16 protein-coding genes are annotated in these 25535 nt (G+C 61.7%); 10 read left to right on the forward strand and 6 right to left on the reverse strand.

All coding sequences use genetic code 11. The annotated features are described in order from the left end of the window. Positions 1 to 4: 4 nt before the first annotated feature. From IC757_RS03370 to IC757_RS03380, 3 genes are read left to right on the forward strand one after another with little or no spacing between them, the layout of a single operon-like run. Positions 5 to 997, forward strand: a complete 993-nt coding sequence (locus IC757_RS03370) for a Nudix family hydrolase (protein WP_190975984.1) — start codon at positions 5 to 7, stop codon at positions 995 to 997. Further along, a complete protein-coding gene (locus IC757_RS03375; protein ID WP_190975985.1) occupies positions 994 to 1710 on the forward strand; it encodes a 4'-phosphopantetheinyl transferase family protein in 717 nt (238 codons plus the stop codon). Before IC757_RS03370 ends, IC757_RS03375 begins: the two co-directional genes overlap by 4 nt. A gap of 1 nt (position 1711) precedes the next feature. After that, positions 1712 to 3454: a phospholipase D-like domain-containing protein gene (locus IC757_RS03380; RefSeq protein WP_190975986.1), complete on the forward strand. Its 1743-nt coding sequence runs from the start codon at positions 1712 to 1714 to the stop codon at positions 3452 to 3454. Positions 3455 to 3490: 36 nt separating this feature from the next. Here IC757_RS03380 and ubiB read toward each other — a convergent pair whose 3' ends face one another. The 5 genes from ubiB to IC757_RS03405 form a co-directional block, all read right to left on the reverse strand. Beyond that, a complete protein-coding gene (gene ubiB, locus IC757_RS03385) occupies positions 3491 to 5140 on the reverse strand; it encodes a ubiquinone biosynthesis regulatory protein kinase UbiB (protein WP_190975987.1) in 1650 nt (549 codons plus the stop codon). Further along, positions 5137 to 5748, reverse strand: a complete 612-nt coding sequence (locus tag IC757_RS03390) for an SCP2 domain-containing protein (protein WP_190975988.1) — start codon at positions 5746 to 5748, stop codon at positions 5137 to 5139. Before IC757_RS03390 ends, ubiB begins: the two co-directional genes overlap by 4 nt. A 16-nt stretch (positions 5749 to 5764) precedes the next feature. Next, positions 5765 to 6490, reverse strand: a complete 726-nt coding sequence (ubiE, locus tag IC757_RS03395) for a bifunctional demethylmenaquinone methyltransferase/2-methoxy-6-polyprenyl-1,4-benzoquinol methylase UbiE (protein WP_190975989.1) — start codon at positions 6488 to 6490, stop codon at positions 5765 to 5767. 75 nt (positions 6491 to 6565) lie between these two features. Further along, positions 6566 to 6916, reverse strand: a complete 351-nt coding sequence (locus IC757_RS03400; protein ID WP_190975990.1) for a gamma-butyrobetaine hydroxylase-like domain-containing protein — start codon at positions 6914 to 6916, stop codon at positions 6566 to 6568. Continuing rightward, a complete protein-coding gene (locus tag IC757_RS03405; RefSeq protein WP_317976901.1) occupies positions 6916 to 8511 on the reverse strand; it encodes an AbgT family transporter in 1596 nt (531 codons plus the stop codon). The genes IC757_RS03400 and IC757_RS03405 overlap by 1 nt, the downstream gene beginning before the upstream one ends. A 555-nt stretch (positions 8512 to 9066) precedes the next feature. Here IC757_RS03405 and IC757_RS03410 point away from each other — a divergent pair. Both IC757_RS03410 and IC757_RS03415 read left to right on the forward strand, forming a co-directional pair. Next, complete coding sequence (locus tag IC757_RS03410) at positions 9067 to 10461, forward strand: S1 family peptidase (RefSeq protein WP_190975991.1); 1395 nt, start codon at positions 9067 to 9069, stop codon at positions 10459 to 10461. Positions 10462 to 10623: 162 nt separating this feature from the next. Then, positions 10624 to 12522 carry a hypothetical protein gene (locus IC757_RS03415; protein ID WP_190975992.1) on the forward strand — a complete coding sequence of 633 codons (1899 nt, stop codon included), beginning with the start codon at positions 10624 to 10626 and terminating at the stop codon, positions 12520 to 12522. A 244-nt stretch (positions 12523 to 12766) separates the two neighbouring features. On the opposite strand, the gene IC757_RS03420 is transcribed toward IC757_RS03415, so the two are convergent. Beyond that, positions 12767 to 14080, reverse strand: a complete 1314-nt coding sequence (locus IC757_RS03420; protein ID WP_190975993.1) for a GntP family permease — start codon at positions 14078 to 14080, stop codon at positions 12767 to 12769. Between the two features lie 187 nt (positions 14081 to 14267). Here IC757_RS03420 and IC757_RS03425 point away from each other — a divergent pair, with 187 nt between their 5' ends. The 5 genes from IC757_RS03425 to IC757_RS03445 all read left to right on the forward strand — a co-directional run bounded on the left by IC757_RS03425 (position 14268) and on the right by IC757_RS03445 (position 25395). After that, positions 14268 to 16646 (forward strand): TonB-dependent receptor, encoded by a 2379-nt coding sequence (locus tag IC757_RS03425; protein ID WP_190975994.1) that lies wholly within the window; start codon positions 14268 to 14270, stop codon positions 16644 to 16646. A gap of 164 nt (positions 16647 to 16810) precedes the next feature. Further along, the gene (locus IC757_RS03430; protein WP_190975995.1) at positions 16811 to 17833 is read left to right on the forward strand and encodes an InlB B-repeat-containing protein; all 1023 of its coding nucleotides are present in this window, start codon (positions 16811 to 16813) and stop codon (positions 17831 to 17833) included. A 100-nt stretch (positions 17834 to 17933) separates the two neighbouring features. Continuing rightward, entirely contained in the window at positions 17934 to 20183 is a 2250-nt protein-coding gene (gene parC, locus IC757_RS03435) for a DNA topoisomerase IV subunit A (RefSeq protein ID WP_190975996.1), read from the forward strand. A gap of 477 nt (positions 20184 to 20660) precedes the next feature. Next, positions 20661 to 22313, forward strand: a complete 1653-nt coding sequence (locus IC757_RS03440) for an Ig-like domain-containing protein (RefSeq protein WP_190975997.1) — start codon at positions 20661 to 20663, stop codon at positions 22311 to 22313. Between the two features lie 37 nt (positions 22314 to 22350). After that, positions 22351 to 25395: a putative Ig domain-containing protein gene (locus IC757_RS03445; protein WP_190975998.1), complete on the forward strand. Its 3045-nt coding sequence runs from the start codon at positions 22351 to 22353 to the stop codon at positions 25393 to 25395. Positions 25396 to 25535 lie beyond the last annotated feature (140 nt).

Below are 25535 nucleotides of genomic sequence, written 5' to 3' on the forward strand. Positions count from 1 at the left end.
GAGTGTGAGCCAGCAGGCACCTCCCGACAGCCGCAGTGCCGACCGGCGGCAGCCGTTGTTGCGGGTGGCCGCCGCGGTCATCCGCGATCAGCGCGGTCGCATCCTGCTTGGCCAGCGCCCGGCCGGCAAGCATCTGGCCGGAACATGGGAGTTTCCGGGGGGCAAGTGCGACCCGAACGAAACCGCCCAAGACGCTCTTGCGCGCGAGCTGCTCGAAGAACTGGGTGTTGCCTGCTCGGATATGTCGCCACTGCTTGCGCTGACCCACCACTACCCGGAACGTGCCGTGCACCTGATGCTCTACCAGGTCGGGCAGGTCACCGGCACAGCTTACGGGCGCGAGGGGCAGGCGCTGCGCTGGGTGTCAGCGGAAGAGCTTGACCAGATCGACATGCCAGCGGCCGACCGCCCCATTGCCAAGGCGCTTAACCTGTCTCCGCGCTATGCCATCACGCCGGACCCGGCCGATGCAGGCGGCCGATCTGCGCTGCTGGACTGGGTGCGCGGCGCGCTCGATGCCGGAATCGAGCTGCTGCAGCTCCGGGCCCACAGCCTGTCGTCGAGCGAACTGCTCGATCTGGGATATGCCGTGGACCGCATGGTGCGCGCTCGGGGTGGGCGCTGGCTGATCAATGCAGACCCGGAGCTGGCCAGGCAATCCGGTGCCGACGGTGTGCATCTGAGCAGCCCTCATCTGCGTGCTCTGAACAGCAGGCCGCTGCCGGATGATCGTCTTGTCATCGCTTCCTGTCACAATGATGAAGAGCTTGCCCACGCCGGGGGCATCGATGCCGACCTGGTCTGCCTTTCACCGGTCACGACGACACCTTCGCACCCGGAAGCCGTCGGCCTGGGCTGGGATGGTTTCAAGACACTGTGCCGGCGCTCCCCGCTTCCGGTGTTTGCCCTGGGTGGCATCGGCCCGGCCGATCTGGCGACCGCCCGGGTGTGCGGCGCATTCGGTGTGGCGGGTATTTCAGCATTCGGTCCGCGATGATGACGCCGACACCGGTTCGCATGCCGTTGCCGCGGCAGTCGCCGCCGCCCCCTTCCACGGTCGATCTCTGGCTGGTGCCGCTGGCCGACCTGCCGCTGGAGCCTTTGCCACCGGAGTCCGATCCCAGCGCGCATGTGCGTGCCCTGCGCTTCCGGCAGCAGTTCATGTTGCGGCTGCTGCTGGGAAGCTACCTGGACTGCCCGGGGCGCGATGTGGAGGTGGTGCGAAGCGGGCGCGGCAAGCCGGCCCTGGGGGCGCGCCATGCCGGCAGTGCATTGCATTTCAACCTGTCTCACAGCAGGCAGTGGCTGGCGGTAGCACTGGCCGTCGGTGTCGATGTCGGGGTGGATATCGAGTATGAACGCAGCATGCCAAGAGCCCAAAGCGTGGCCCGGCGCTACTTTCCGGCCGCGGAAGCCGAAGCCCTGGCCGCATGGGACGAGCCTTTCAGGTCACGCAGCTTCCTGCAGTACTGGACCGCACGCGAGGCGCTGGTCAAGGCCCGCGGCTGCGGCCTGGCCGGTGTCATGGACCAGATCCAGCTTGCGGGCAGTCCACCCCGGGTCTGTGCCGTCCCCGATCAATGGCCTGACGCCGGCCGCTGGAGCCTGATCATGCCCCTGGTCTGCGGCGGCCTGATTGCCCACGTGGCGGTTGCCGGTGAGGGATTCGAGGTCAGGACGCGGCGCGTTGAAATGCCGAAGGCCCCCTGACATGTTGCGGTACGCGCTACTGCTGCTGTCGCTCGCTCTCGGGGCGTGCAGCCTCTCGCCCCAGCGTCAGGCCGAGATCGATGAGCTGATTGAAGCGCGGCGCGGCAGCGTCGAGCTGGTGCCCGATGCCAGTCCGGTGCGTCTTGATTCGCCCCTGGATGAGCTTGTTACATCGTCCTCGCGTCAGCACCTGCTGCTGGTCGAGCAGGGCAGTGACGCACTGGCCCTGCGCATTCACCTGATCCGTTCGGCCGTCGAGCGGATCGAGCTGATGAACTATATCTTTCATGCCGACGAGTCCGGTCAGTTGCTGCTGGCCGAACTTGTCGACGCCGCCCGCCGTGGTGTCGAGGTGCGAATCCTGGTCGACAGCCTGTTCTCGCTGGACGATGTGGAGCTGCTGGCCGGGCTGGAGTTGCTGGAGCCGAATCTTGAGGTGCGACTCTACAACCCGGTATTCAATCAGGCGCGGCTTGGCGACCTGTCGCTGGCCTCGGCCGTGTTCTGTTGTTTCCGGCGTCTCAACCATCGCTTGCACCACAAGCTGCTGGCCATCGATGGTCGCCATGGGCTCCTCGGTGGCAGAAACACCGCCGACCGCTATTTCGACCTCGACACCCGCATGAATTTTCTCGACATGGAAGTGCTGGTGTCGGGCCACACCGTGGCGGAGATGCAGGACAACTTCGATCAGTTCTGGCAGCATTCGGCCAGCCGGCGGGCACGCCACACTCGCGACGTGGCCGCCACGCTGCAACGAAGTGCACCCGACCAGATCCTGCTCGAGCGTGACAGTCGCGCGGCCTATGCGCTGAGCATGATTGAAGACCCGGACTGGCTGGAGGCATTGATCGGCAGAGCGGGATTCGAGGTCGGAACCGTCCGCTATTTCGCCGACCTGCCGGAAAAAACCTGGTCGCTGGAATCCGAAGTCAGCACCCGCACATTGCATGAACTGATCGGCACGGCGCGCGAACGGGTGCTGATTCAGACGCCTTACTTCGTGTTGTCGCCCGCCTTCGAGCAGGCGCTTGCGCAACTCGACCCATCGGTTGAGGTGGTGGTGTCCACCAATTCCCTGGCCTCCACCGATGCCTGGCCCGTCTATGCCATCTCGCGCCGTCAGCGTTTTCGCATGGTCGACGGACTGGGGGTTGAACTGTTCGAAGCCAAGCCCTACCCGGCGGACATCGAACGCTTCAACCAGCGCTACGAGCAGCTGGTCATCGACCGTGCCCTGGGCATCACCAGCCCGATGCGTATCGATCCGCCCTCGGCCACTCGCGATATGCCGGGGCCTCGCATCAGTGTCCACGCCAAGATCGTGGTCATCGACGACGAAGTGGCGGTGGTGACCTCACACAATTTCGATCCGCGCTCGGAACGATACAACACCGAGAACGGGGTCATCGTTGAGGATCGCCGCTTCGCTGCGGCCCTGAGTGAGTATGTCGAGACCATCGCGGCACCCGGCAACAGCTGGGTAGTGCGAGTGCGTCCCGACGGTTCGGTGCTGCTGGGTCCGGTCAATCGCACCATGGCCGGTCTGTCCCGCCGGCTGCCAACGCTCGACCTGTGGCCCTGGTACCTGACCGAGAATTACAGGATGAATGCCAGCGATGCCGACGAACTTCCCCCGGCTCTCGAACCCGTCGGCCTTGCCCCTGAAGTCGTACTGCTCAGACGCCACATGGGCACCAGCCTAGTCAGCCGCCTGTTCGGATTTCTCAGATTCATTATGTAGCACGGGCGCTATGTAGCGCGGGCGCTCTGGCCGGGCTCAGCCCCTTGGGCCCGCTCGCCAGGTGGCTAGTGCCGCGAGGACTGCCGTGGCCAGTCCGGGGATCGAGTAGCCGCCGAACAGGGGTTCGATCTCGGTGCCGATCAGGATTGCGCCGGCAATCAGCAGGCCCGCGGCCAGCAGGCCGGATATCGTCCGTCGCTGGCGTCGTTCGGCCAGGTCGGATAGCCGCTGTACCTCCTGCGGGTCGGGCCGGGTGTGCAGCTGGCCCGCGGCGGCCCGCTTGAGGGTCTCGTGAATCAGCCCTGGCAGTTCCGGCGACTGTGCCAGCCAGCCGGGCAACCCCCGGCCCAGTCGCCGGGCCGTGCGGGAAAGTCCGTAGCGCTCGGCGAAAATGCCTTCGAGTTCCGGCCGCGCCACTTCCCAGATATTGAGGCCGGGGTAGAGTTCTCGTGCCATGCCCTCGATGTTGAGCAGGGTTTTCTGCAGCATGATCAGTTGGGGCTGCAGGGTCAGCTTGAAGCGTCGGGCCACGGCAAACAGGGCCATCACCATCTCGGCGAAAGACACTTCTTCGAGCGGGCGGGTGAAGTTGGGCTCGCAGACCGTGCGGGCGGCGGCTTCGAGCTCTTCGATGCGGGTGTCGGCGGGCACCCAGCCGGCCTCGACGTGCAGCTCGGCCACGCGCCGGTACTCGCGCTTGAAGATGGCCAGAAAGTTCTCGCCGATGTAGTAGAGGTCCCTGGGCGCCATGGTCTCGACAATGCCGAAATCCAGGGCAATGATGCTCGGGTCGGCCGGGTCGCTGGTGTCGATCAGGATGTTGCCGGGGTGCAGGTCGGCATGAAACAGGTTGTCGCGAAAGACCTGGGTGTAGAAGATGCGGATGCCGCGGCGCGCCAGCTTCTCCAGGTCGACATTGCGGCGCTTGAGTTCGGCAATATCCTTGACCGGAACCCCTGCGACCCTTTCCATGGTCAGGACCCTACGGCCGGTGTGGGTCCAGTGGATCTGCGGAATATAGAGTTCGCTGGATTGCTCGAAATTGCGTCTGAGCAACGAGGCATTGGCGCCCTCGGCCTGCATGTCCAGCTCGCGCGTGATGACGCGCTGGAATTCGGCAACGATATCATCGGGACGAATGCGGTCGCCTTCCGGGTGATGGTGCCGTACCAGTCGGGCCATGGCCTTGAGCAGTTCGAGATCGCGCCGGATCTGGCGGTCGATGCCGGGTCGGACCACCTTGACCACCACTTCCTCGCCCGTTTCCAGGCGGGCGGCGTGAACCTGGGCGATGGATGCAGAGGCCAGTGCTTCGTCGTTGAACTCGGCAAACAGTGCACTGATCGGGGCGTGCAGCTCGTCCTCGATAATGCCTCGCGCCTCGGTGCTGGAAAACGGGGGCACTGCGTCCTGGAGCTGCGCCAGCTCATCGGCGATATCGGGCGGCAACAGGTCGCGACGCGTTGAGAGAATCTGTCCGAACTTGACATAGATCGGCCCGAGTTCCTGAAGCGCCAGGCGCAGCCGGGCCCCGCGCGAGTAATCCCTGACCTGGCGTCGCCCCCAGGGCACCAGCCGCACCAGGCGTGCCATGCCCAGCATTGGCATGTCGCTCAACAGCTCGTCGAGACGGTAGCGGGCCAGGGTCAGGGCAATACTGGCCAGACGAAGACTGCGCCGAATCATGGCCTTCGCTCCCGCCGCAGCCGGGCCTCCAGCCGGTCGACGGCCTCGCGCAATTCGTCGACGCCCACGGTGAATTCCTCGACTTCCTCGCGTCTGACCAGCAGGCCGCTTTCCTCGCGCAGGAAACGGGCGGTCTGGTCGGCAGCGGTGCCGGCCATGTGCCGTCCGCGCTGCATGCTGTCTTGCAGCATGCGCCAGACCTGGTGGCCCCAGACCGGTCCCAGGTGCTCGACCAGCAATGACTCCCAGTCTGGATCAAGCTGGCGCAGCAGCTTTTCCAGCGCCTGGGCAGTGCCGGCGTTTCCCTGAATCTGCACGCCGCTGCCAGGCGCGCGCCAGTCGGGCACCGCCATGGCCAGAAGGGCGGCCGGCGTGCCCGAAATGGTGGTGTCGGGCTCGACATCGCTTTCGGTCGATACCGACAGCGCTTCACCGCTACCGGTGAAGAACAGGTCGATACCCAGTCCCTTCAGTTCCAGGCGAACCGATTGGTCTTTCAGCGTTGCCAGTCTGTCGGCCGCGCGTGGATCGAGCTGTAGGGCCCGGGCCAGCGCCGTGTCGATGGCGCGGGCCAGCAGGCCGGGCAGGGGAGTCAGGTAGCGGCTCATGTTTCGACCGCCCCGCTCATGTGCGCGCGCCACGGTGAATGGCCGATATGCCCGACGACAGGTTGGTCCAGGACACGCGCTCGAATCCGGCCTCGCGCAGTGACTCGGCCAGGCTTTCCTGGTCCGGAAAGCGACGGATGGATTCGGCCAGGTACTGATAGCTTTCGGCATCGCCGGCGATCTGCTCGCCCAGACGAGGCAGCACCTGGAACGACCAGGCATCGTAGAGTTTCTCCAGCGCGGGCAGTCCGACCTTGGAGAACTCGAGAATGTGCACACGGCCTCCGGGCCGCAGCACCCGGTGCATCTCACCAAGAGCCTTGTCGCGCCAGGTCACGTTGCGCAGGCCGTAGGCAATCGTGACGTGATCGAAGCTGGCATCGGCAAAGGGCAGCGCCTCGGCATTGACCTGAAGCCAGTCGAATCCCTGCACCGCGCCACGGGCATCCATGCGCGAACGCCCGACAGACAGCATTTCATGATTGATATCCGCCACGCTCACCGCGGCCCCGCGCTGGCGCGCCAGCCAGGCGATATCGCCCGTGCCGCCGGCCAGATCCAGCAGTTTCTCGCCACGACGGATGCCGCAGGTTGCCACGAAATGCCGCTTCCACAGCCGGTGAATGCCCAGGCTCATCAGGTCATTCATCAGGTCGTACTTCTGCGCCACGGAGGAAAAAACCTGACCAACCAGCCGGGTCTTCTCCTCGGGTGCCACTTCGCGGTATCCAAAATCAGTCATCTGAGATGCCTGTGCAATAGGTTGGCCTGGAAAACTGCACCACAGAGGCACAGAGTAGTCTCTGTGGTGAGTATTTCAGCTCGATTTGGCGCCACGCAGTCGATCTGCGTAACGAGCCTGGTTGGCTTCCATGTTAACGCCAAGATCATAAAGGAATCCCCACGAGTAGATGCCGCTGTCGTGGCCGTCGTCGAAAACCAGTTGCACGGCATAGCTGCCGATCGGCTCGATGCGATCGATATTGACCTTGTCCTTGCCGGTCATCAGTTTGGGCTCGGACAGCCCGTGTCCGCGCACCTCGGCCGACGGCGAGTGCGTGCGCAGGTATTCACAGGGCAGCTCGAAGCACTGCCCGTCGTCGAACTCCACCACCAGCATGCGCCGGCTTTTCTCCAGGCGCAGTTCGGTCGGGTGCGGCGCGCTCATCAGCCGCCGTAGTAGGTCGGCGAACCCGGTCCGACCGGCAGACCCAGCGCGAACACCCACACGAAGAACAGCACGACCCAGCACAGGAAGTAGAAGATCGAGTAGGGCAGCATGGTGGCAATCAGCGTGCCGATGCCGAATTTCTTGTCGTAGCGTGTGGCCCAGGCCAGGATCAGCCCGAAGTAGCTCATCATCGGGGTAATGATGTTGGTGGTCGAGTCACCGATCCGGTAGGCGCCCTGAATGACCTCCGGCGAGTAGCCGATCATCATCAGCATGGGCACGAAAATCGGAGCGGTCACCGCCCACTGCGCCGAGGCCGAACCCAGCGACAGGTTGACGATGCCGCACATGATGATGAAGAACAGGAACACCAGCGGGCCGGTCAGGCCGATGGCCTGGAGGAAGTCGGCGCCGGCAATTGCGGTGATCAGGCCCATGTTGGTCCAGCCGAAAAAGGCCACGAACTGGGCGGCGAAGAACACCAGCACCACGTACAGACCAAGAGTAGCTATGGCCGAGGCCATGCCGTCGATCACGTCGCGGTCGTTCTTCATGGTGCCAACCACCTTGCCGTAGGCAAACCCGGTGACCAGGAAGAAGATGAAGATCCAGGCGACGATGGAGCGGAAGAACGGTCCGGACGAGGCCAGGAACCCTTCACCGACTGCATCGGGATCGCGCAGCACCCCGGTTTCGGGCACCACCAGGATGGCGATGAGCGCGAGGACACCCAGGACGGCCAGGCCGGCCATGCCCAGGCCCTTCTTTTCATCACCGGTCAGCGGGGTCATCTGGGAGTCGTCGAGCACCGTGGGATCGGCGCGCGAATCGTCATACTCGCCCAGCTTGGGCTCGACAATAAAGATGGTGACCAGGGAGCCGACCGCGGTGATCATGAACGTCGAGATGATCATGAAGTACCAGTTGGCGGTGGCGTAGACCTCGTAGTCTGGATCGATCAGCCGTGCCGCCTCCTCGGTGATACCGGCCAGCAATGGATCGATGGTGCCCAGCAGCAGGTTGGCCGAGTAGCCGCCCGAGACCCCGGCAAAGGCGGCCGCCATGCCGGCCAGCGGATGCCGTCCCAGGGCCAGGAAAATGGCGCCGGCCAGCGGCACCAGCACCACGTAGCCCATCTCCGAGGCGGTGTTGGAAATCACGCCGGCAAAGACCACCGCCACGGTCACCAGGTGCTTGGGCGCATTGAGCACAATGCCGCGCACCATGGCCGAAAGCAGCCCGGATTTCTCGGCCACGCCCACACCGAGCATGGCCACCAACACGACGCCCAGGGGGGCGAAACCGACAAAGTTGGAGACCAGGTTGCCGAAGATCATGCGCAGACCTTCCGCATTGAGCAGGCTGACCGCCTCGATCGTGGTCCCGTCGGGCACGTCGGGCCGCGGATCGGTCACCGACACCCCCAGCCAGCCGAACAGACCGGACAGGAACACCATCCCGGTGGCCAGCAGGGCAAACAGCGTCACCGGGTGCGGCAACAAGTTCCCCAGCCACTCCACCGTGTCGAGAAAACGCGTAAACCAGTTGCGATTTTCCATCGCCGGCTTGCCGGCCGTGCTGTGCTCGCTCACTTAACTCACCCCGGGTTGTTATTGGACCAGGCCGCCATCGGACGACCGAGCCGGCATGATAGCGCATGGGGGGCGATGGTTACAGGTGAGGGGGGTGTCGGGTGTTAAGTGTTAGGTGTTAAGTGTGAGGTGTTAAGGGGGTGCGTCGGAGGTCGGTGTGTCGCGGGGCACGGGGGGTGGTGATGCCCGGCACGGCAGCCGTGCGTATCCTGGGGGGTGCGAAGTCCCGGCCCTTCGGGCAAACCGCACCAGCCTGCAGTGCGGCGCTACGGCTGGGTCATGAATAATCCGGGCTGGCGTGGTTGAACCTGAACGAGGAGTGAGCTTGACTTCACTTTATCAGGTCCGGTAGTTTAACAAGCAGGGGTAGGGTTTAGCACATTCAAAATTTAGAGGAGTAATGGCGATGGCGGTTTCCAATCATGCTGGTCTCTGGTCTCTGGTCTCTGGTCTCTGGTCTCTGGTCTTTGTTTCCCTTTAGTTCTTATCCTGTTCATGGTTTGCGCTCCGGTCGTTGGAGCGACTGAGAGTACGGCAGATGTCGATCGTGGTCTGATGGCTGAGTTGCTGCGCCTTTATCAGACCGACAGTGAAGAAGTGGTTATCGAGCGATTGGCTGCCGAAGCAGAAGCGGCCCGAGCTTACGGTGTCGCGCGTGATCTGCTCGGGGACGCGTATGCAGGTGCCTGGTTCGATGTTGATCGCCTGACATTGGTGGTTGCTGCCACCAGCTCCTCAAGCGACGACTTGCTCACTCGCTTGGGTGTCAAATCGGTGCGTCGCGAGCGCAGCCAAGTACAATTGCTCGATGTGCTTGATCAGCTCAGTGAGGATATTCAGAGGCAGGGTTTATGGTCCGATGTGGTTCACAGCCTGCACATTGATTATCCAAGCAATCAGGTTGTGGTATCGGTCGAACCGGATCGTGAGCAAGTTGTGCAGGATTTGCCAATGGTTCGGCGTGAGTCTGCGGCAATTCGATTCAAACATGGCCGCGGCGGCTCCATTCCGGTTTCCTGGCCTGTGCGTGGCGGCGACAAGTATGTCAATGAGAATTTTTCTCAGCAAGTGGGGTTCGAGTTCGGATGTTCAATCGGGTTTTCCGTTGAGGGTGGATACCTCACTGCGGGTCATTGCGGCGATATAGGTCATGGTGTGGTTGGCCTCAATGGTCTATTTCAAGGCGTATTCGATGAGTCTGAGGTCGGCGGGCAAGGAAACAATGATAGAGCCTCTGTGAATACAGGTCAGTACTGGAATCCGGAACCACTGATCAATGGTTACAACCAGGGAGTGTTGATTGTTTCGTCGAAGTGGGCGGGACTACAGGAGGCGCCCCTCAACACGACTGTTTGTCGTTACGGCCAAGCGTCGGGAGGTCCGCACTGTGGTGGAATTACACACACTAATGTAATTGAGGAGTTGCAGCACAATGTAACGGGACAGACATTCACAGTTGATGGCCTCACGCGCACAAGCGCTTGCGTCTACCCCGGTGATTCCGGTGGTCCGTTTATCACACCAGTCGAGAACATGGCACAGGGGATCACGATCTCAGCGCTGGATCCTAGTGTCCATGGGCCGTGCCCTCATGACGCCAGCCTTTTCGCCGGCGCTACTTTTGATCCGGTAACCGGCCCGCTAGCCGATTTCGGTAAAGTGATGCGGACACCCCATGGCGCCAATCCGCCGACCATTTACGGGTTCAACTGCCCTGATGCCGCCAACAGCGGCGGCGGGTTCTTTTCCTGCGAGATTGATTATTTCAATTCCCAGGGCCAGACGAGCATGCAGTGGACCGGTGGTTCAGGTAATCCCAGTTCTGGGACGTTGTTCTTTGGTACCTGTAACCCGCATGGCTGGGTGACCGTGGATCTGCAAGTCTCCAATGACTATGGAACTGCGCATGAGAGTGTTGTTTTCGCATGCCCGGCCGGCCCTATCCCGTAGGGAATCACCATGCTTCATCCGAGTTTGCTTTTTTACAGATCGCTGCAATCAGCCCTTATTGGCCTGCTCACGATTTTGACCAGCACGCTGGCGGCTGCCGGTGTGCTGCATCCCGGCCACAGCGGACACTGGTTTGTGCCCGAGCGCAGCGGTGAGGGCTGGGTGCTGGAGATCTTCGATGAGCAGCGGGCTTTGGTCTACTGGTTTACCTACGATGAGGATGGCGACCAGCGCTGGCTGATCGGAGATGGACAGATCGGTGAAGATGATTCGGGTTGGTATATCGCCTTTCCCGATATGTATCTCACCCGCGGGCCGGCATTCGGTCCAGACTTCGATGCCTCGTCTGTGCAGATCGAGGTGGTCGGGGACGGGAAAATGCGCTTCTCCGGTTGCGATAAGGGGCTGTTCCAGTTCGAGGGGCTGGGACAGGAGCTGGTCTTTCCTATCCAGCGCCTGACCCGCATTATGGGTGCCGACTGCAGTGCTCCGCTACATGGCCGGCCGGGGGAGCCGTTGCAGCCTTACGCGGGACAGAGTGGCTCGTGGTTTGAGCCCGACAGTTCCGGTCAGGGGGTTGCGCTGCAGTGGATGCCCGACGACACGGCGGTGGTGGTTTGGTTTACCTATGATGGTGATGGCGAGCAACAGTGGATGCTGGGCGTGGGCGAACTCGAAGGCGATCACCTTGTGTTTCCTGATCTGGAGTCTACTCGAGGCGGCAGATTCGGTGAAGACTTCGATCCGGACCAGGTGCAGCGATTGCATTGGGGCGACCTGGAACTGGAGCTGAGCTGCAGTGGCGGCCGGGCCCGCTATTCATCCGACCGGTCAGGGTTTGGCAATGGCGAATTGGAGCTCGTTCCGCTGTCCCGACTGATGCGTCCCGCGGCTTGTCCGGCTGAGGTGCCTGAGATTGAGAGGCTCTACGATCTGGCCTATGTGGAGATACCTGTTCGCAATGAAGGAGAGGATTACTCCTCTACGACTGAAGTCAAGCATATTGCTAAAGGCGGCACAGTGGCAGGTGTCACTCGACATACATTGAAAAGCCAAAACAGCTATCGGCTCTTTCCCGCCGGTGAGTCCGAGTGGCAGTCAATGGAAGACAATGGCTTTTCTGCCTTGCTGTTCTTTTCGGTCGATGGTATGACGGCAGCATTCAACTACGATCACGGATGGACAGATGAAGGCTCAAGGCGTACCGAACCCAAGCTTTGGCTTCAGGAATCGGGGGTAATGCCCTTGCCGGGTCAGAACTTCTCTCGCGCATTGGTGCGTGGAGGTTCGACTGATGGCCGATGTCTGGTGGGTACGGGTCGAGTCGAGATGGATTTTGGCGAGCCCATTGTGCCGTGGAGATGGATGGAGGAGTATGGTCAGCAGGAGTTGCCGACTCACGAAGGGGTGGGTGGGGGCACAGCAACGCCTCTGGCGTGTTCCAGCGATGCCCGCATTGTTATCGGCAATCAGTTGCTGGATGAGAACGGATGGCGCCAGGATATCGCGATCCGCTGGGTTGGGGATGCCGAGCCGGAGCTCCTGTATGACAGTGAAGGTGCGCGATTGCGCTTTGCCCAGGCCTGCAACGCGGATTGCAGCCTGATCGTTGGCGGCGATCAGGTGGATCTCGACCCTGACCATCCGAATTACCGAGAGCCCTGGTACTGGACTGAAGCACATGGAGCCGTTTACCTTGGCATGCCGACCGATGCCCATCTAGTGGGGATGGCGCCGGCAACGGCGTGGGATGTCAGCAGTGATGGTAGCGTAATTGTGGGCAGCTATGTCGTAGAGAATCCTTGGGATGAGCCGAGCGGTACGCGCGCCTTCATATGGACGGAAGCCACCGGGCTTGTGGTGGTGCCCGATCTGCTGGCAGCCAATGATTTGGGTGACACGAACTGGAGCAGAATGGCAGCGGTCAGTGTCGCCAAAGGTAGTGATGACATCTGGGTGTTGCTGTCCGGTAGTTTTCGCAATCCCCCAGAGTCGGGTTTATACGACCGGCGAGCCGCAATACTGCACTTGTCGCCACGCCATGACAGTTGGTTTGATTAGCGTTTGCCGACTTTGTTGACCCGGCAGGTATGATGGCGCCTGGGGGGCGATGGTTGCAGGTGAGGGGGTGTCGGGTGTTAAGTGTTGGGTGTTATGTGTTAGGTGTGAAGTGTGAAGGGGCGGCGTTGGTCAGGGTGGGTGGTAGCGTACTGTTTCTAACACCTAACACCTAACACCCATCTACACCCCCTTCTCCAAGCCACCGAGTGCGAAAAGCTCTCACCAATCCCCACTGATGCCGCCCTCACATCCCAACCGCAAACAGCCCGAGACACAGGATCAGTCCGGCCAGGGGCACGACGACTGTCAGGGCGCCCATGGCGGGGTAGGCGGCGGCGTGGGTTTCGTTGCAGATGGCGCGGATGGTGGTGACCACGTAGCCGTTGTGGGGCAGGGAGTCCAGGGCGCCGGATGAGATGGCGACCACGCGATGGAGTTGGTCGGGGTCGACGCCCTGGTCCATGTAGTGGGGGCCGAGAATGGGCAGGGCGATGGCCTGGCCGCCGGAGGCCGAGCCGGTCATGGCGGCAATGGCCGAAACTGCGATCGCCGCACTCACCAGGCCGTTGCCCGGCATGCCGGTGACCCAGGTGACGGCTGCATCGAAAGCCGGCGAGACCTGGGCGACGGTGCCGAATCCGACCACAGCGGAGGTGTTGCCGATGGCGATCAGCGCGCCTACGCCGCCTTCGGTCATTGCTTCTCCGGGCTTGTGCAGGTGGCGCAGGTTGATCATGGCCGCGCCAATGGCGCCGGCCAGCAATGCCACGATCAGCGCCGAGGTGCCGAGGGCGTCATGGGTGGTGAAAGAAATTCCCAGCACCAGCATCAGGGGCACCGCAGCCAGCGCCGGATGGGGCAGGTTCTCGCGGCCGCTCTTGGGGTCGCCTTCGCGGTCTTCGAAGCATTCGCCGCGCTCGACCGCGCGCTTGAGCATCCAGCGCAGCCAGATGTAGCCGATCACCGCCATGAACACGGCGACAACCGCACTTGCTTCCCAGGCCGCCAGGGGGCTGGTGCCCAGGTGCTCGACCGGAATCCAGTTCTGGATCTCGGGTGAGCCGGCCGAGGTCATGGTGAAAGTCACCGAACCGAAGGCCAGGGTGGCCGGGATGAAGCGGCGCGGCAGGTCGGCATCGCGAAACAGTGCCAACGCCATGGGGTAGACCGAAAAGGCGACCACGAACAGGCTGACACCCCCGTAGGTCAGGACCGCGCAGGCCAGCACCACGGCCAGGGCTGCCTGTTTCGTCCCCAGGCGGGTGATGATCCAGCGTGCCACGCTGTCGGCGCCGCCGGAGGACTCCATGAACTTGCCGAACAGCGAACCGAGCAGGAAGACGAAAAACCAGGAGGCGATAAAGCCGGTAAAGCCGTTCATGTACTGCGTGACCAGGTCGGCCTGGCCCTCGGCGGCCAGCGGCGGCAGCAGGGCAATGCCGCTGGTCAGTGCCACGATCAATGCACACAGCGGCGTGGCCACGAAAAGGCTCATGCCACGCATGACGAGTACGATAAGCAGCGCAAGGCCACCGAGCAGGCCGATCAGGCTGAGCATGATCTTGGTGTTCCGGTTTCAGGTTCGCATCCATGTTGGCAACGCCAGGGTGCCGCGGGAACTGTACCAAGGTACAAGTTACAGCGATGGGCGGGCCGTCATAACCTTCATGCTGTCAGACCACCCGCTGCCGCGGCAGCCGGTCGGTCATCACCGAAAAAACAACACGGGACCCAAGGGATTCGCCATGAAGATCAAAGCACTGTCCACACTCAGCCTGGCCATCATGCTGGCCTTGCACGGAGCGCAAGCCCAGGAACCGGACGGGGAGGAACGCGCCGAGTCCGAAGCGGCGGAGCAAGCTCGCACCATCGATACCATTCAGGTGACGGCTCGTCGTCGCGAAGAACAGATCATTGACGTGCCCGGCTCGCTGACTGCGGTGACGGCCCAGGAATTGTCGGATGCGGGTGCCCAGGACATCACCTACCTCAAGCAGTCGGTACCCAACACCACGCTCGAGGTCTCGCGGGGTACCAGCAATACGCTGACCGCTTTCATTCGCGGGATCGGTCAGCAGGATCCGGTCGCCGGTTTCGAGGCCGGGGTCGGGGTCTATATCGATGATGTCTATCTCAACCGGCCGCAGGGTGCGGTACTCGACATCTACGATATCGAACGCATCGAGGTGCTGCGCGGGCCGCAGGGTACGCTCTACGGTCGCAATACGATTGGCGGCGCGGTCAAGTACGTCACCCGGCGTCTTGACCACACGCCGCGGGCCAGTGTGCGGGCCAGCCTGGGCAGCTTCTCGCAACGCGACCTGGTGCTCAGTGGTGAAACACCGGTCAGCGACAGTTCTGCTGTTGGCGGGGCTGTTGCCAGTTTCAATCGCAGCGGTTTCGGGACCAACCTGTACCTGGACGAAGACAACTACGACAAGGATGTGATCGCGGCCCGGGCCCGCTGGGAATGGAGCCCGAGCGATTCGCTGTTCGTGCGCCTGGCCGGCGACTACTTCGAGGACAACTCGAACCCGGTTGGTGGTCATCGGCTGATCCCCGGCCTGTTCTCCGGAGCGCCGGTGCTCGACAACGTCTACGATTCGCGCAGTGGTCTTGAAGGTCCGAACTTCACGGAAGCCTGGGGTGCGAGCCTGACCGTCGAATACGATATCAATCCGGAATGGCAGTTCAAGAGCATCACGGCCTGGCGCGAAAACGAAAATACCCAGATGATCGATTTCGAGGCGCTGCCGGCGGCCGATCTGGATGTCGCCACCATCTACGACAACGAACAGTTCTCGCAGGAGTTTCAGCTGCACTTTTCCGGTGACCGGGTCAGTGGTGTGGGTGGTTTCTATTACCTGGATGCGAATGCCTTCGGACCCTTTGACGTACGCCTGTTCGAAACCGGTGAACTGATTGGTGCGCCGGGGCTGAATGCCTTCACCAAGGGCGATGTCGATACCGAAAGCTGGGCGGTATTTGCCGATGCCAGTTTCGACATTGGTGATTACCTGGGGATGGAAACCGATCTGGAGCTGACCCTGGGTGGCCGCTACACCAGCGACAAGCGCAGCTCTCGCGTGTTGCGCCAGAACTTGCTTGGGCCCTCGGAGTGGTTCGGTGGTGATCCGGTCGTTCTGGAAACCACATCCGACTTCCAGGGCTCGGAAACCTTCACCGAGTTCACTCCCCGGGCCAGTCTGGCGTGGAAGCCGACGCAGGATCACAACCTCTATGTTTCCTTCAGCCAGGGCTTCAAGGGGGGCAGCTTCGACCCGCGCGGCCTGACCACCGCCGCACCTGACCTGACCGGCGATGGCGAGGTCACTGACGAAGACATCTTCCTGTTCATGCGCTTCGAGCCCGAGGAGGTCGACACCTGGGAAATCGGTGCCAAGTCCAACTGGGCCAATGGTCGCGTGACCAGCAGCCTGGCGCTGTTCCACAGCGACTACACCAATATCCAGGTGCCTGGCTCCATCGGCGTGGACACCACCGGAGATGGCGTCTCCGACACCTTTGCCGGCGTCACGACCAATGCCGGCGCCGCCACGGTCAAGGGCGCGGAGCTGGAGTTGTCGGCCATTCTTGCCGATGACTGGATTACCGGAGGTGATCGTCTGTCAACGGCCCTGGCACTGGGTTACATCGATGCCGGGTACGATGAGTTCATCACCTCGGTGACCGATCCGGCCACCGGCGACACCGCGCTGGAAGACGTGGCCGACCAGCGCGTGTTCCAGAATACGCCGGAGAACACGGCACACCTGAGCCTGCGTTACGACGTGCCCATGGCATGGTTCGGTACAGAGGGAGACTTCAGCATTCGAGGTGCGTGGTCGTATCGCAGCGAGACCCACCAGTTTGAAACACCCTCACAGTTTCTCGATCAGCCGGCCTATTCGCTCTATGACCTGAGCATGATCTGGATGCGTGCCGACGGCCGATTCGAGCTGGGGCTGCACGGTCGCAACCTGACCAACGAAGAGTACAAGGTCTCGGGCTATGTGTTTGCCACTCCCGATGGCACCGAGCCGACCCTGGGGCTGGAAGGCGTGATGAATGCCTTCTATGGCCCGCCAAGGACCTTTACGCTGACTGGAACATTCAACTTCTGATATGCCGGAAGAAGGGGACTCGTCCGGCTCTCCATGGCCCGGGATCGCACCAGCGCTCCCGGGCCTTTTTTCGAGCTGCTTCTTTTTTCGAAGCCGGGGTGATAGGGTCATTGAAACGTTTCGAACCAAAGGGAGGATTGTCCATGATCCACCAGTTATCAGGAATGCGGTCACTGGCAGCCGGTCTCGCCGGCCTGTTGCTCGCTGCCACGGCATCGGCCGCCGAGCTGCGTTTGATTGACGGCGAGTACCGGGTCTACGAAAACGGCGTCCTGGTCGATCATCTGGCCGGTGCACGGGCGCTGCCGGATGACGAGCAGGTTGCGCTCACAGTGGCCAGTGCGATAGCCGAACCGACATCGCCAGGCGAGGATCAACCAGGGGTGGCCATCGCTCAAGCCACCTGGACCTTCGAAATCGAGGTGGAACCGGACACCGATGAGCAGATTGGCGATCCGGTGTGCGTGGCCGTCGACTACCAGGCCATGGCGGAAACGTCAGTCGAAGGTGAGCCCGCCTTGGCCGCCGCGGGCGCCGGTGGCCTGGAAGGCACCGCCGAGGCAGAAGCCGATGCCGATGCCGGAACGGTGCAGGTCGGCGCTGGAGCACCGCCGGCAGCACTGTTGTCCGGCCAGGAAGAAACGAGCCTGCAGATTGAAACCGAGTTCCCCAACATTGAGATACTCACGGGACAACAAGAGACGGCAAGCGAGCAGTATTACTTCATCGCGCAGATTGGCGATTTTGTCCAGCTGACAGCCGGTTCATATGCTGCGGCTGCGGCCATCTATCCCGGCAGTGCCGAGGCCGAAGCCTTGTCGTTCATGGAGGCCGAATTGCAGCCCGAGCCGCGGGATTGCCCGTTGACTCTGACAGCACTGGTCGTCAGCGCTGGTGGCAGTGTCGAGATTGGGACCGAGCAGCCTGACTATCGTTTCGGTGACGAGGTCGAAATCACGGCAGTGCCGGAGGAAGGCTGGCGCTTTGCCGGCTGGGGTGGCGATGCCGCAGGAATGAGCAACCCGCTCACCCTGACCATCAGCAACAATACCGAGGTGACCGCTTTGTTCGAGCTCGAACCACAACCCGTGCCGGTCAATCGGCCGCTGGCCTTGCTGATGGCAGCCGGCTTGATGATGCTCCTGGCCTGGGGTTTTCTGAGCCGCCGTCGGGGCTACAGGGTCTGATCAGCGCTGGCCCGCTCCGGTCCGGAGCGGGTCATTCCAGAACGGTTTCGGGGCCATTCATGCTGGCATGGCCGGGCATCTTCGGCGACAATCTCCGGCCATGAGCGACAGCAAGACAATTTCCGGCGATTTCGAACAACAACCCCTGCGCACCTACGCCGAGCGCGCCTATCTCGACTATGCCATGTACGTGGTGCTCGACCGCGCCCTGCCGCACGTGGGCGACGGTCTCAAGCCCGTGCAGCGTCGCATCGTCTATGCCATGAGTGAGCTGGGCCTCTCGGCCGCCTCCAAACACAAGAAATCGGCGCGCACGGTCGGCGATGTGATCGGCAAGTTCCATCCGCACGGTGATTCGGCCTGTTACGAGGCCATGGTGCTGATGGCCCAGCCGTTTTCCTACCGCTATCCGCTGGTCGATGGTCAGGGCAACTTCGGCTCGCCCGACGATCCCAAGTCCTTTGCCGCCATGCGTTACACCGAGTCGCGCCTGGCCCCTTATGCCAAGACCTTGCTGGCCGAGCTGGGGCAGGGCACGGTCGACTGGGCGCCCAATTTCGACGGCACGCTCAAGGAGCCGAAGCTGCTGCCGGCCCGTCTGCCCAACCTGCTTCTGAACGGCGGGCAGGGCATTGCCGTGGGCATGGCCACCGACATTCCGCCGCACAATCTTCGCGAAGTGGTCTCAGCCTGTATTCGCCTGCTCGAAGCGCCGAAAAAAACCACCGTGGCCGACCTGTGCGAACACGTTCGGGCACCCGACTTTCCGGGGGGTGCCGAGATCGTCAGCTCCGGCGAGGAGTTGCAACAGGTCTACGAAACCGGCAACGGCTCGGTGCGCCAGCGGGCGCGATGGGAGCGCGAGAATGGCGAGATCATCATTACCGCGCTGCCGCACCAGGTCTCGCCGGCAAAGGTACTGGAGCAGATTGCCGGTCAGATGCAGGCCAAGAAGCTGCCGCTGGTGGCCGATTTGCGCGACGAATCCGATCATGAGCATCCGACCCGACTGGTCATTGTGCCCAGAAGCAACCGCGTCGATCTCGAACAGCTCATGGATCATCTGTTCGCCACCACCGACCTGGAAAAGAACGCGCGCTTCAATCTCAACGTCATCGGCAACGACGGGCGCCCGGGAGTGCGCAACCTCAAGGCGCTGCTGCTGGAGTGGCTGGATTTTCGCCGACATACCGTCACCCGGCGCCTCGAGCATCGGCTCGACCAGGTCGTCGACCGGCTGCATGTGCTCGACGGCTTGCTGATTGCCTATCTCAATATCGACGAGGTCATCCACATCATCCGCACCGAGGACGAGCCTAAGCCGGTGCTGATGGAGCGCTTCGGTCTGACCGGCACACAGGCCGAGGCCATACTCGAACTCAAGCTCAGGCACCTGGCCAGGCTCGAGGAGATGAAGATTCGTGGCGAGAAAGACGAACTCGAAGAAGAGCGCCGCGGCATCGAAGCCATCCTGGCCTCACCCAAGAAACTCACCCGCCTGATTCGCGACGAGCTGCTGGCCGATGCCGAAACCTATGGCGATGATCGCCGCTCGCCCATTGTCGAGCGCGGCTCTGCCCGGGCGCTGAAAGAGACCGACCTGGTGCCGTCGGAACCGGTTACCGTGGTCTTGAGCGACAACGGCTGGGTGCGTGCGGCCAAGGGCCACGACATCAAGCCCGAAGAACTCAACTACCGGGCCGGCGATGACTTTCTGGCGGCCGCCCGTGGCCGCAGCAACCAGACGGCCTGCTTCCTGGATTCCACGGGTCGCAGTTATTCGCTGGTAGCCCATGAACTGCCCAGCGCGCGCAGCCTGGGCGAACCGCTCACCGGTCGCTTCGCGCCACCGGCCGGAGCGGGCTTTCGCAGTGTAGCCATCGGCGCGGAGGACGAACGCGTGCTGCTGGCCTCCTCGGCAGGCTATGGTTTCGTGACCCGGCTGGATAATCTGCACACTCGGCAAAAGGCGGGCAAGCAGGTGCTGACCGTGCCCGATGGCGCCGGCGTTTTGCCGATTGCGCCGATCAACGACGCCGAAGACGGCGTGATCGTCTGCGCCACCACCGAAGGCTACCTGCTGGCTTACTACGTGTGCGACCTGCCGGAGCTCAACCGCGGCAAGGGCAACAAGCTCATCAATATACCGCCCAAGGCACGCAAGGCCGGAGAGCAGATGGCCGGTGCCATCGTGATTGCCCACGGCGAAGACTGCCTGGTCTGGGCTGGCCAGCGTTACCTCCGCCTGAGCTGGAACGACACTGAAAACTACTGGGGCGAACGCGCCCAGCGCGGCCGCAAACTGCCCAGAGGTTTCCAGAAAGTCACCCGCCTGAGCCTGGCCGACTAACAGGTCGGGTCCGGTATTGCGAGTATCCGGGCCATTGCGTGTGATTGACCCCGCCCGACAGTAGGCCGGTGCTGCGTCACCGGCGATCACCCGAGGTAGGCCGGTGCCGCGTCACCGGCGATTACTCAAAGTAGGCCGGTGCTGCGTCACCGGTATTCCAGCCCAGAGTGAATCTGCAATTCATTCAGACGCTTACCATACGGTACCGAATGGCGAGCCTCCGTCAGCCCGAACCTTGACCAAAATCAAGATTCCCACCATCATGGCTTTCGAGGGACCCACGATCACGCCCACAAATCATCCTGGGCACCAAAGGGGACAGACCGAATGAAACCCGACCGAAGGAGCGGAATGGACCTGACCATGACCGGATCTATGCTTCATTGGCGCAAGAAGCGCGCGGGCCTGATGGCCGTCGCCGCCTTTCTGGCCGGCACCGCCCTGACCACGGGCGTCCATGCCCAGCCCGATATCGTGGTGGACGAGGACTTCGAACTGGTTATCGACCAGGCCGGCGATGGCCAGGTCCGCCGTGGCGATACCGTGGAGTTCGAGCTGACCGTCACCAACCAGGGCAGCGGCAATGCCCTGGCCGTCGATGTCGACAATCAATTGCCTGCTGGGTTGAACGTGGACCCGACCTCCATTCAGGTATCGCCGCTGGCCGTGGATGACAACTACGACGAGATCCCGGCCAACAACACCTTCACCGTTCCGGAGGCACAGGGTTTGCTGAGCAATGACCGGGCACTGTACCCGGTTGGGGGCAGCCCACCGACGCTGTCGGTGGATGTAGCCAATTCTGATACCACCACTGCGGAGGGAGGAACGGTTGATCTGCAATCGGACGGTGGCTTCGACTACACCCCGCCAACGGATTTCCAGGGTACGGACAGTTTCGTCTACACCGTCATAACCAGCGACGGCCTGACCGATACCGCCAGTGTCACTCTGGAGGTCGTGGAGCCGGTCTGGTTTGTCAGCAATCGTAGCGATACCGGTATTTCCCAGTGCGATTCAGCTCCCTATGGCACCATCAGCTCGGCCGTGGCCGATGCCGATGGCATTATCTTCGTCTGCGCCGCCGACCCCTATAACGAAACCGTTACCTTGCAGTCCGGGCAAAAGTTGATCGGTCAGGGCGAAGGGCTGGAGATTGGTGGCAGTCAGATTATTCCGGCCGGGGATCGGCCGGTGATTACCGGTAGTGGCGGCAGTGATGCTGCCGTGATCATGGCATCTGACAGTGAAGTCAGCGGTATGACCATCAGAACCAATCTAGCGCGCGCCGTGATGGCTGAAAATGTCATCGATATTCGCATTCACAACAACCGTTTTGAAGACAACGGTGCTGTCCTGGAGTCCAATGAGCCCCTGATCGATGTGGATATTGGCGGGTCAGGCCTGGCCGGTCGAGTAGATATCACCAATAACCCTCAGGTCGATACCAGCGAACCCGGTGGTCCCAACAGTTTTCGTGAACTGATCCAGGTGTATGTCAGGGATGGTGCCACCGTCTGGGGCGAGGTGAAAGGCAACCAATCAGTTGGTTCTGATGATCCTTGGGTGGCTAAAGTCATCTATCTGGAGGCCGCCCCACTGAGTACCCTGGTGATGCGAGTTGATGATAATCAGATCGATACCGATATGGGAGGCAACGCAACGACTCACATTCCTGGCGGAATCTATATGACGGCCCGAGGTGGACAGCTACATGTGAGTTTGGCGGGCAATATGGTTCGTGCGCGGGGTGATGGCGCCGACCTTCCCTTCATTGATGGAATGACTTTCTACATGGTTGCTGACAGCAGCCAGCCTGATCAAGTCGACTTCCTGGACGGTTGCTTTAACTTCGGTACCAATGACGTGCAAGTTTCCGAGACCAATATGGACCCGGATGACGCTTCGGAATACCTGTTGATGTTGGCTTCCTTTGATTTTGCCCCTATGCAAATTCAGGACTTGGGCGGGGACGATGATGACACGGTGAGAAACCATATCCAGCTCCGCGAGCTGAATCCGCCTTCAGTCGTGAGGGTTTTGACTTCCGACGATTTCGGCACCACCTTTCCAGCCGCGTCAGGCAGTTTTTCGGCTGGCACCTGCCTGACGCCAGAAGACATGGAATAGAGGCGGCGTCAGTCGTTGGCCTCGAAAGGATCATGAAATGATGAAGTGTTATAGCCACTGCATTGAAACCCGAATCCGCCGTTCTGGTGTGGGTATTATTGCGCTTGCCTTTGCCCTGCTATGCCTGCTTTGGGTCCCATCAGCCGTGGCCAGTCCTGAATCCGTTGAGGTGGACGTGGGAGAGCTGGAGGCCGGCAAATCCGTCACCGTGCAGTTTCGTGCCACGGTATCGAATGATCTGCCTGCCGACACCCACGAAGTTGTGCGCAATGTCACCGTCTCGGGAGACAACTTTTCTGATGCAACGGCGACCACCACGGTTCCCGTGGCCAAAGTGGTGACTGATCTGGGTATAGAAGGTTTCAGCCAGGCCGGATCGTCCGTGGGAACCATACAACTGGGCGAATCGGTGGATGTGGAAGTGGCCGTGGAAACCGTTCCCCCGGGTGGGCCTCTGCCGGCGGGTGAGTCGGTTACCGTCACCGGTGCCGGCGATGACTGTGTCGCCGTGTTGAACAGCGTTGGGGAGGGCAGTTGTGAACTGACCCCGGAAGCGGGTGGCAATCAGAATATCGAAGCCAGTTTCTCGGAGACCTCGGACTTTGAGGGCAGTGCTGACACAGACTCTTTGCTGGTGAATCGACCGCCAGTCTTCGACACCACGCCAGTCACTGCAGTAGGGGAAGGCCTGGCCTACAGCTACAATATTGTGGTCACCGATGAAGACCAGCATGTGGCTGCTATCACCGCCCCTACTCTGCCAGGCTGGATGGGTATCACTGACAACGGCGACAACACCGCAGACCTGACAGGTACACCCGGTACCGGCGATGTTGGCAACCACTCGGTGGTGATTCGTGCCGATGATGGTCAAGGTGGTATCACCGACCAAAGCTTTACGGTGACCGTGGAAGAGAACAATCTGCCGGTGTTCACCAGCACTCCAGTCACTGAAGTGGGTGTGCTTCATGAGTACAGCTATACCATCACCGTGACCGATGCCGATGATGACTCAATCAGCTTGAGTGTGGACAACGAGCCGGCCTGGTTGTCGATCAATCAGACGGTTGACAACCCGGGCTATGCAGAAGCCGTGCTCAGCGGCACGCCCGGAGCGGCCGATGATGGCAGTTACAACATCAACGTCATTGCCAACGATGGTCGTGGCCAGGATGTGCTCCAGAGTTTCAACCTGGAAGTTCTGCCCAATAATCCGCCCGTATTCGAGTCCTCGCCTGTTGAAGAGGGTGGCGAAGGCCTGAGCTATGAGTACGAGGTGGTGGTTACGGATGCCGATGACGAGGAAATCTCACTCAGCAAGGATCCGAAGGGGCTGCCCTGGATGGAATTCAACCAGACCGTCAATGACGCAGGTGAAGCCAGGGGCGTTCTCAGTGCTTCGCCCGAGATGGGGCATGCCGGGAACTACAATATCGTGCTCACGGCCGAGGACGAGCGCGGTGCGACAACACTGCAGAGCTTTACCCTTGAGATTGAAACCAATTACCCGCCGGCGTTTTTGAGTGCGCCCGTGACTGATGCCGACGAGGGCATTGAATATGTCTATGAGGTGGAAGCGAGCGATCCAGACGATGACGAACTGAGTTTCTCCATGACCACCGGCCCGGACTGGTTGTCATTGGAGCCAGGCAGCGAGAGTTGGCTGGCGACCCTGTCGGGCGTGCCCGGTCCGGATGATGTTGGCAGCAATGATGTCACCCTGGAAGTGTCCGATGGTCGCGGTGGCGTGGATACCCAGGACTTCACCGTAACGGTTGCAGCCAATCAGCCGCCCAGTATCACCAGCACGCCGCCAACCACGGCCGATGAAGCCGTGGAGTACAGCTATACCGTGGTCGCCACCGACCCGGATGGTGATGCCGTCAGTTTCTCGGCACCCACGCTGCCCGGATGGCTGACCCTGGTGGACCAGGGCGACGATACCGCGATTCTGTCCGGCACGCCCGGTAGCGAGGATGGCGGAAATCATCCAGTGGTGATTGAAGCCAGTGATGGCCGCGGCGGTGTGGACCAGCAGAGTTTCACTATCGAGGTGGCAGCCAATCAGCCTCCCGTCTTCGACTCCAGCCCGGAGACCGAGGTGCGTGAGGGCGACGACTATCTCTACGCAGTGGTGGTGTCCGATCCGGATGGCGACCCTGTCGATCTTTCGGCCACCACGCTGCCGGACTGGTTAAGCTTTGTTGACCAGGGTGGCGGCAGCGGTGAACTGACCGGCACCCCCGGCAGTGACGATGTCGGAACTCATCCGGTGGTGCTGGTCGCCGAGGACGACCGGGGCGGCGAGACCGAGCAGACCTTCGAAATCGAGGTCAGCGCCAACCAGCCGCCGCAGTTTGACAGCAGCCCGGAGACCAGTGCGCGCGAGGGTGATGCCTACAGCTACGCGATTGTCGCCAGCGATCCGGAGGATGACCCCATCACCCTGACGGCACCCACGCTGCCTGACTGGCTGACACTGGATGATCACGGCGACGGCACCGGCGAACTCACGGGCACACCCGGCGAGGACGATGCGGGCGAACATGAGGTTGTCTTGCGTGCCGAAGACGATCGTGGTGGCTACAACGAGCAGGCCTGGACGCTGGTCGTGGACGCCCTGTCGCCGCCGGAGCTGGTGACCGACACGCAGGATGTGAACCTGGATCTGGCAGCCGATGGCACCGGGGGCGAGACCACACTGGAGTTCACCAATGATGGCGAGCAGGTATTGGTCATCGAAGAGATCGTTGAGCCTGAGCCTCCTTTCAGCCTCAGTGGCGGTACCTGCCTTGATCTGCCCTCACTGGAGACGGGTGAGTCCTGCACCCTGGATGTTCGTTTCGATCCGGAACAGACCGGAAACTACGAAAGTCAGATCGAGATCATCAGTAGTGCCGAGAACAGCCCAATGGTGATTTCCCTGACAGCACGATACGTTTCCGCGCTTCCGGTGCCGGTCATGAGCCCGGTCGGACTGCTGCTGCTGATGCTCGCCATGCTGTGGATCATGTGCCGCCGACTCAAAAAACCGGCCCAAGCGATGCATCGGCAAGCCAGCGACAAGTGTGGCACAGACTGATCCGCCCGGGTGATGGTCGGTGCCAAGTCATCGGCGCCAACACCCAGACGAATTGCCAACCCCCAGGCGTAGGCCGGTGCTGCGTCACCGACGATCACCTGAGGTAGGCCGGTGCTGCGTCACCGGCAACCCCAAGGTGC

It is taken from the genome of Wenzhouxiangella sp. AB-CW3, from assembly GCF_014725735.1.
GTDB lineage: Bacteria > Pseudomonadota > Gammaproteobacteria > Xanthomonadales > Wenzhouxiangellaceae > Wenzhouxiangella.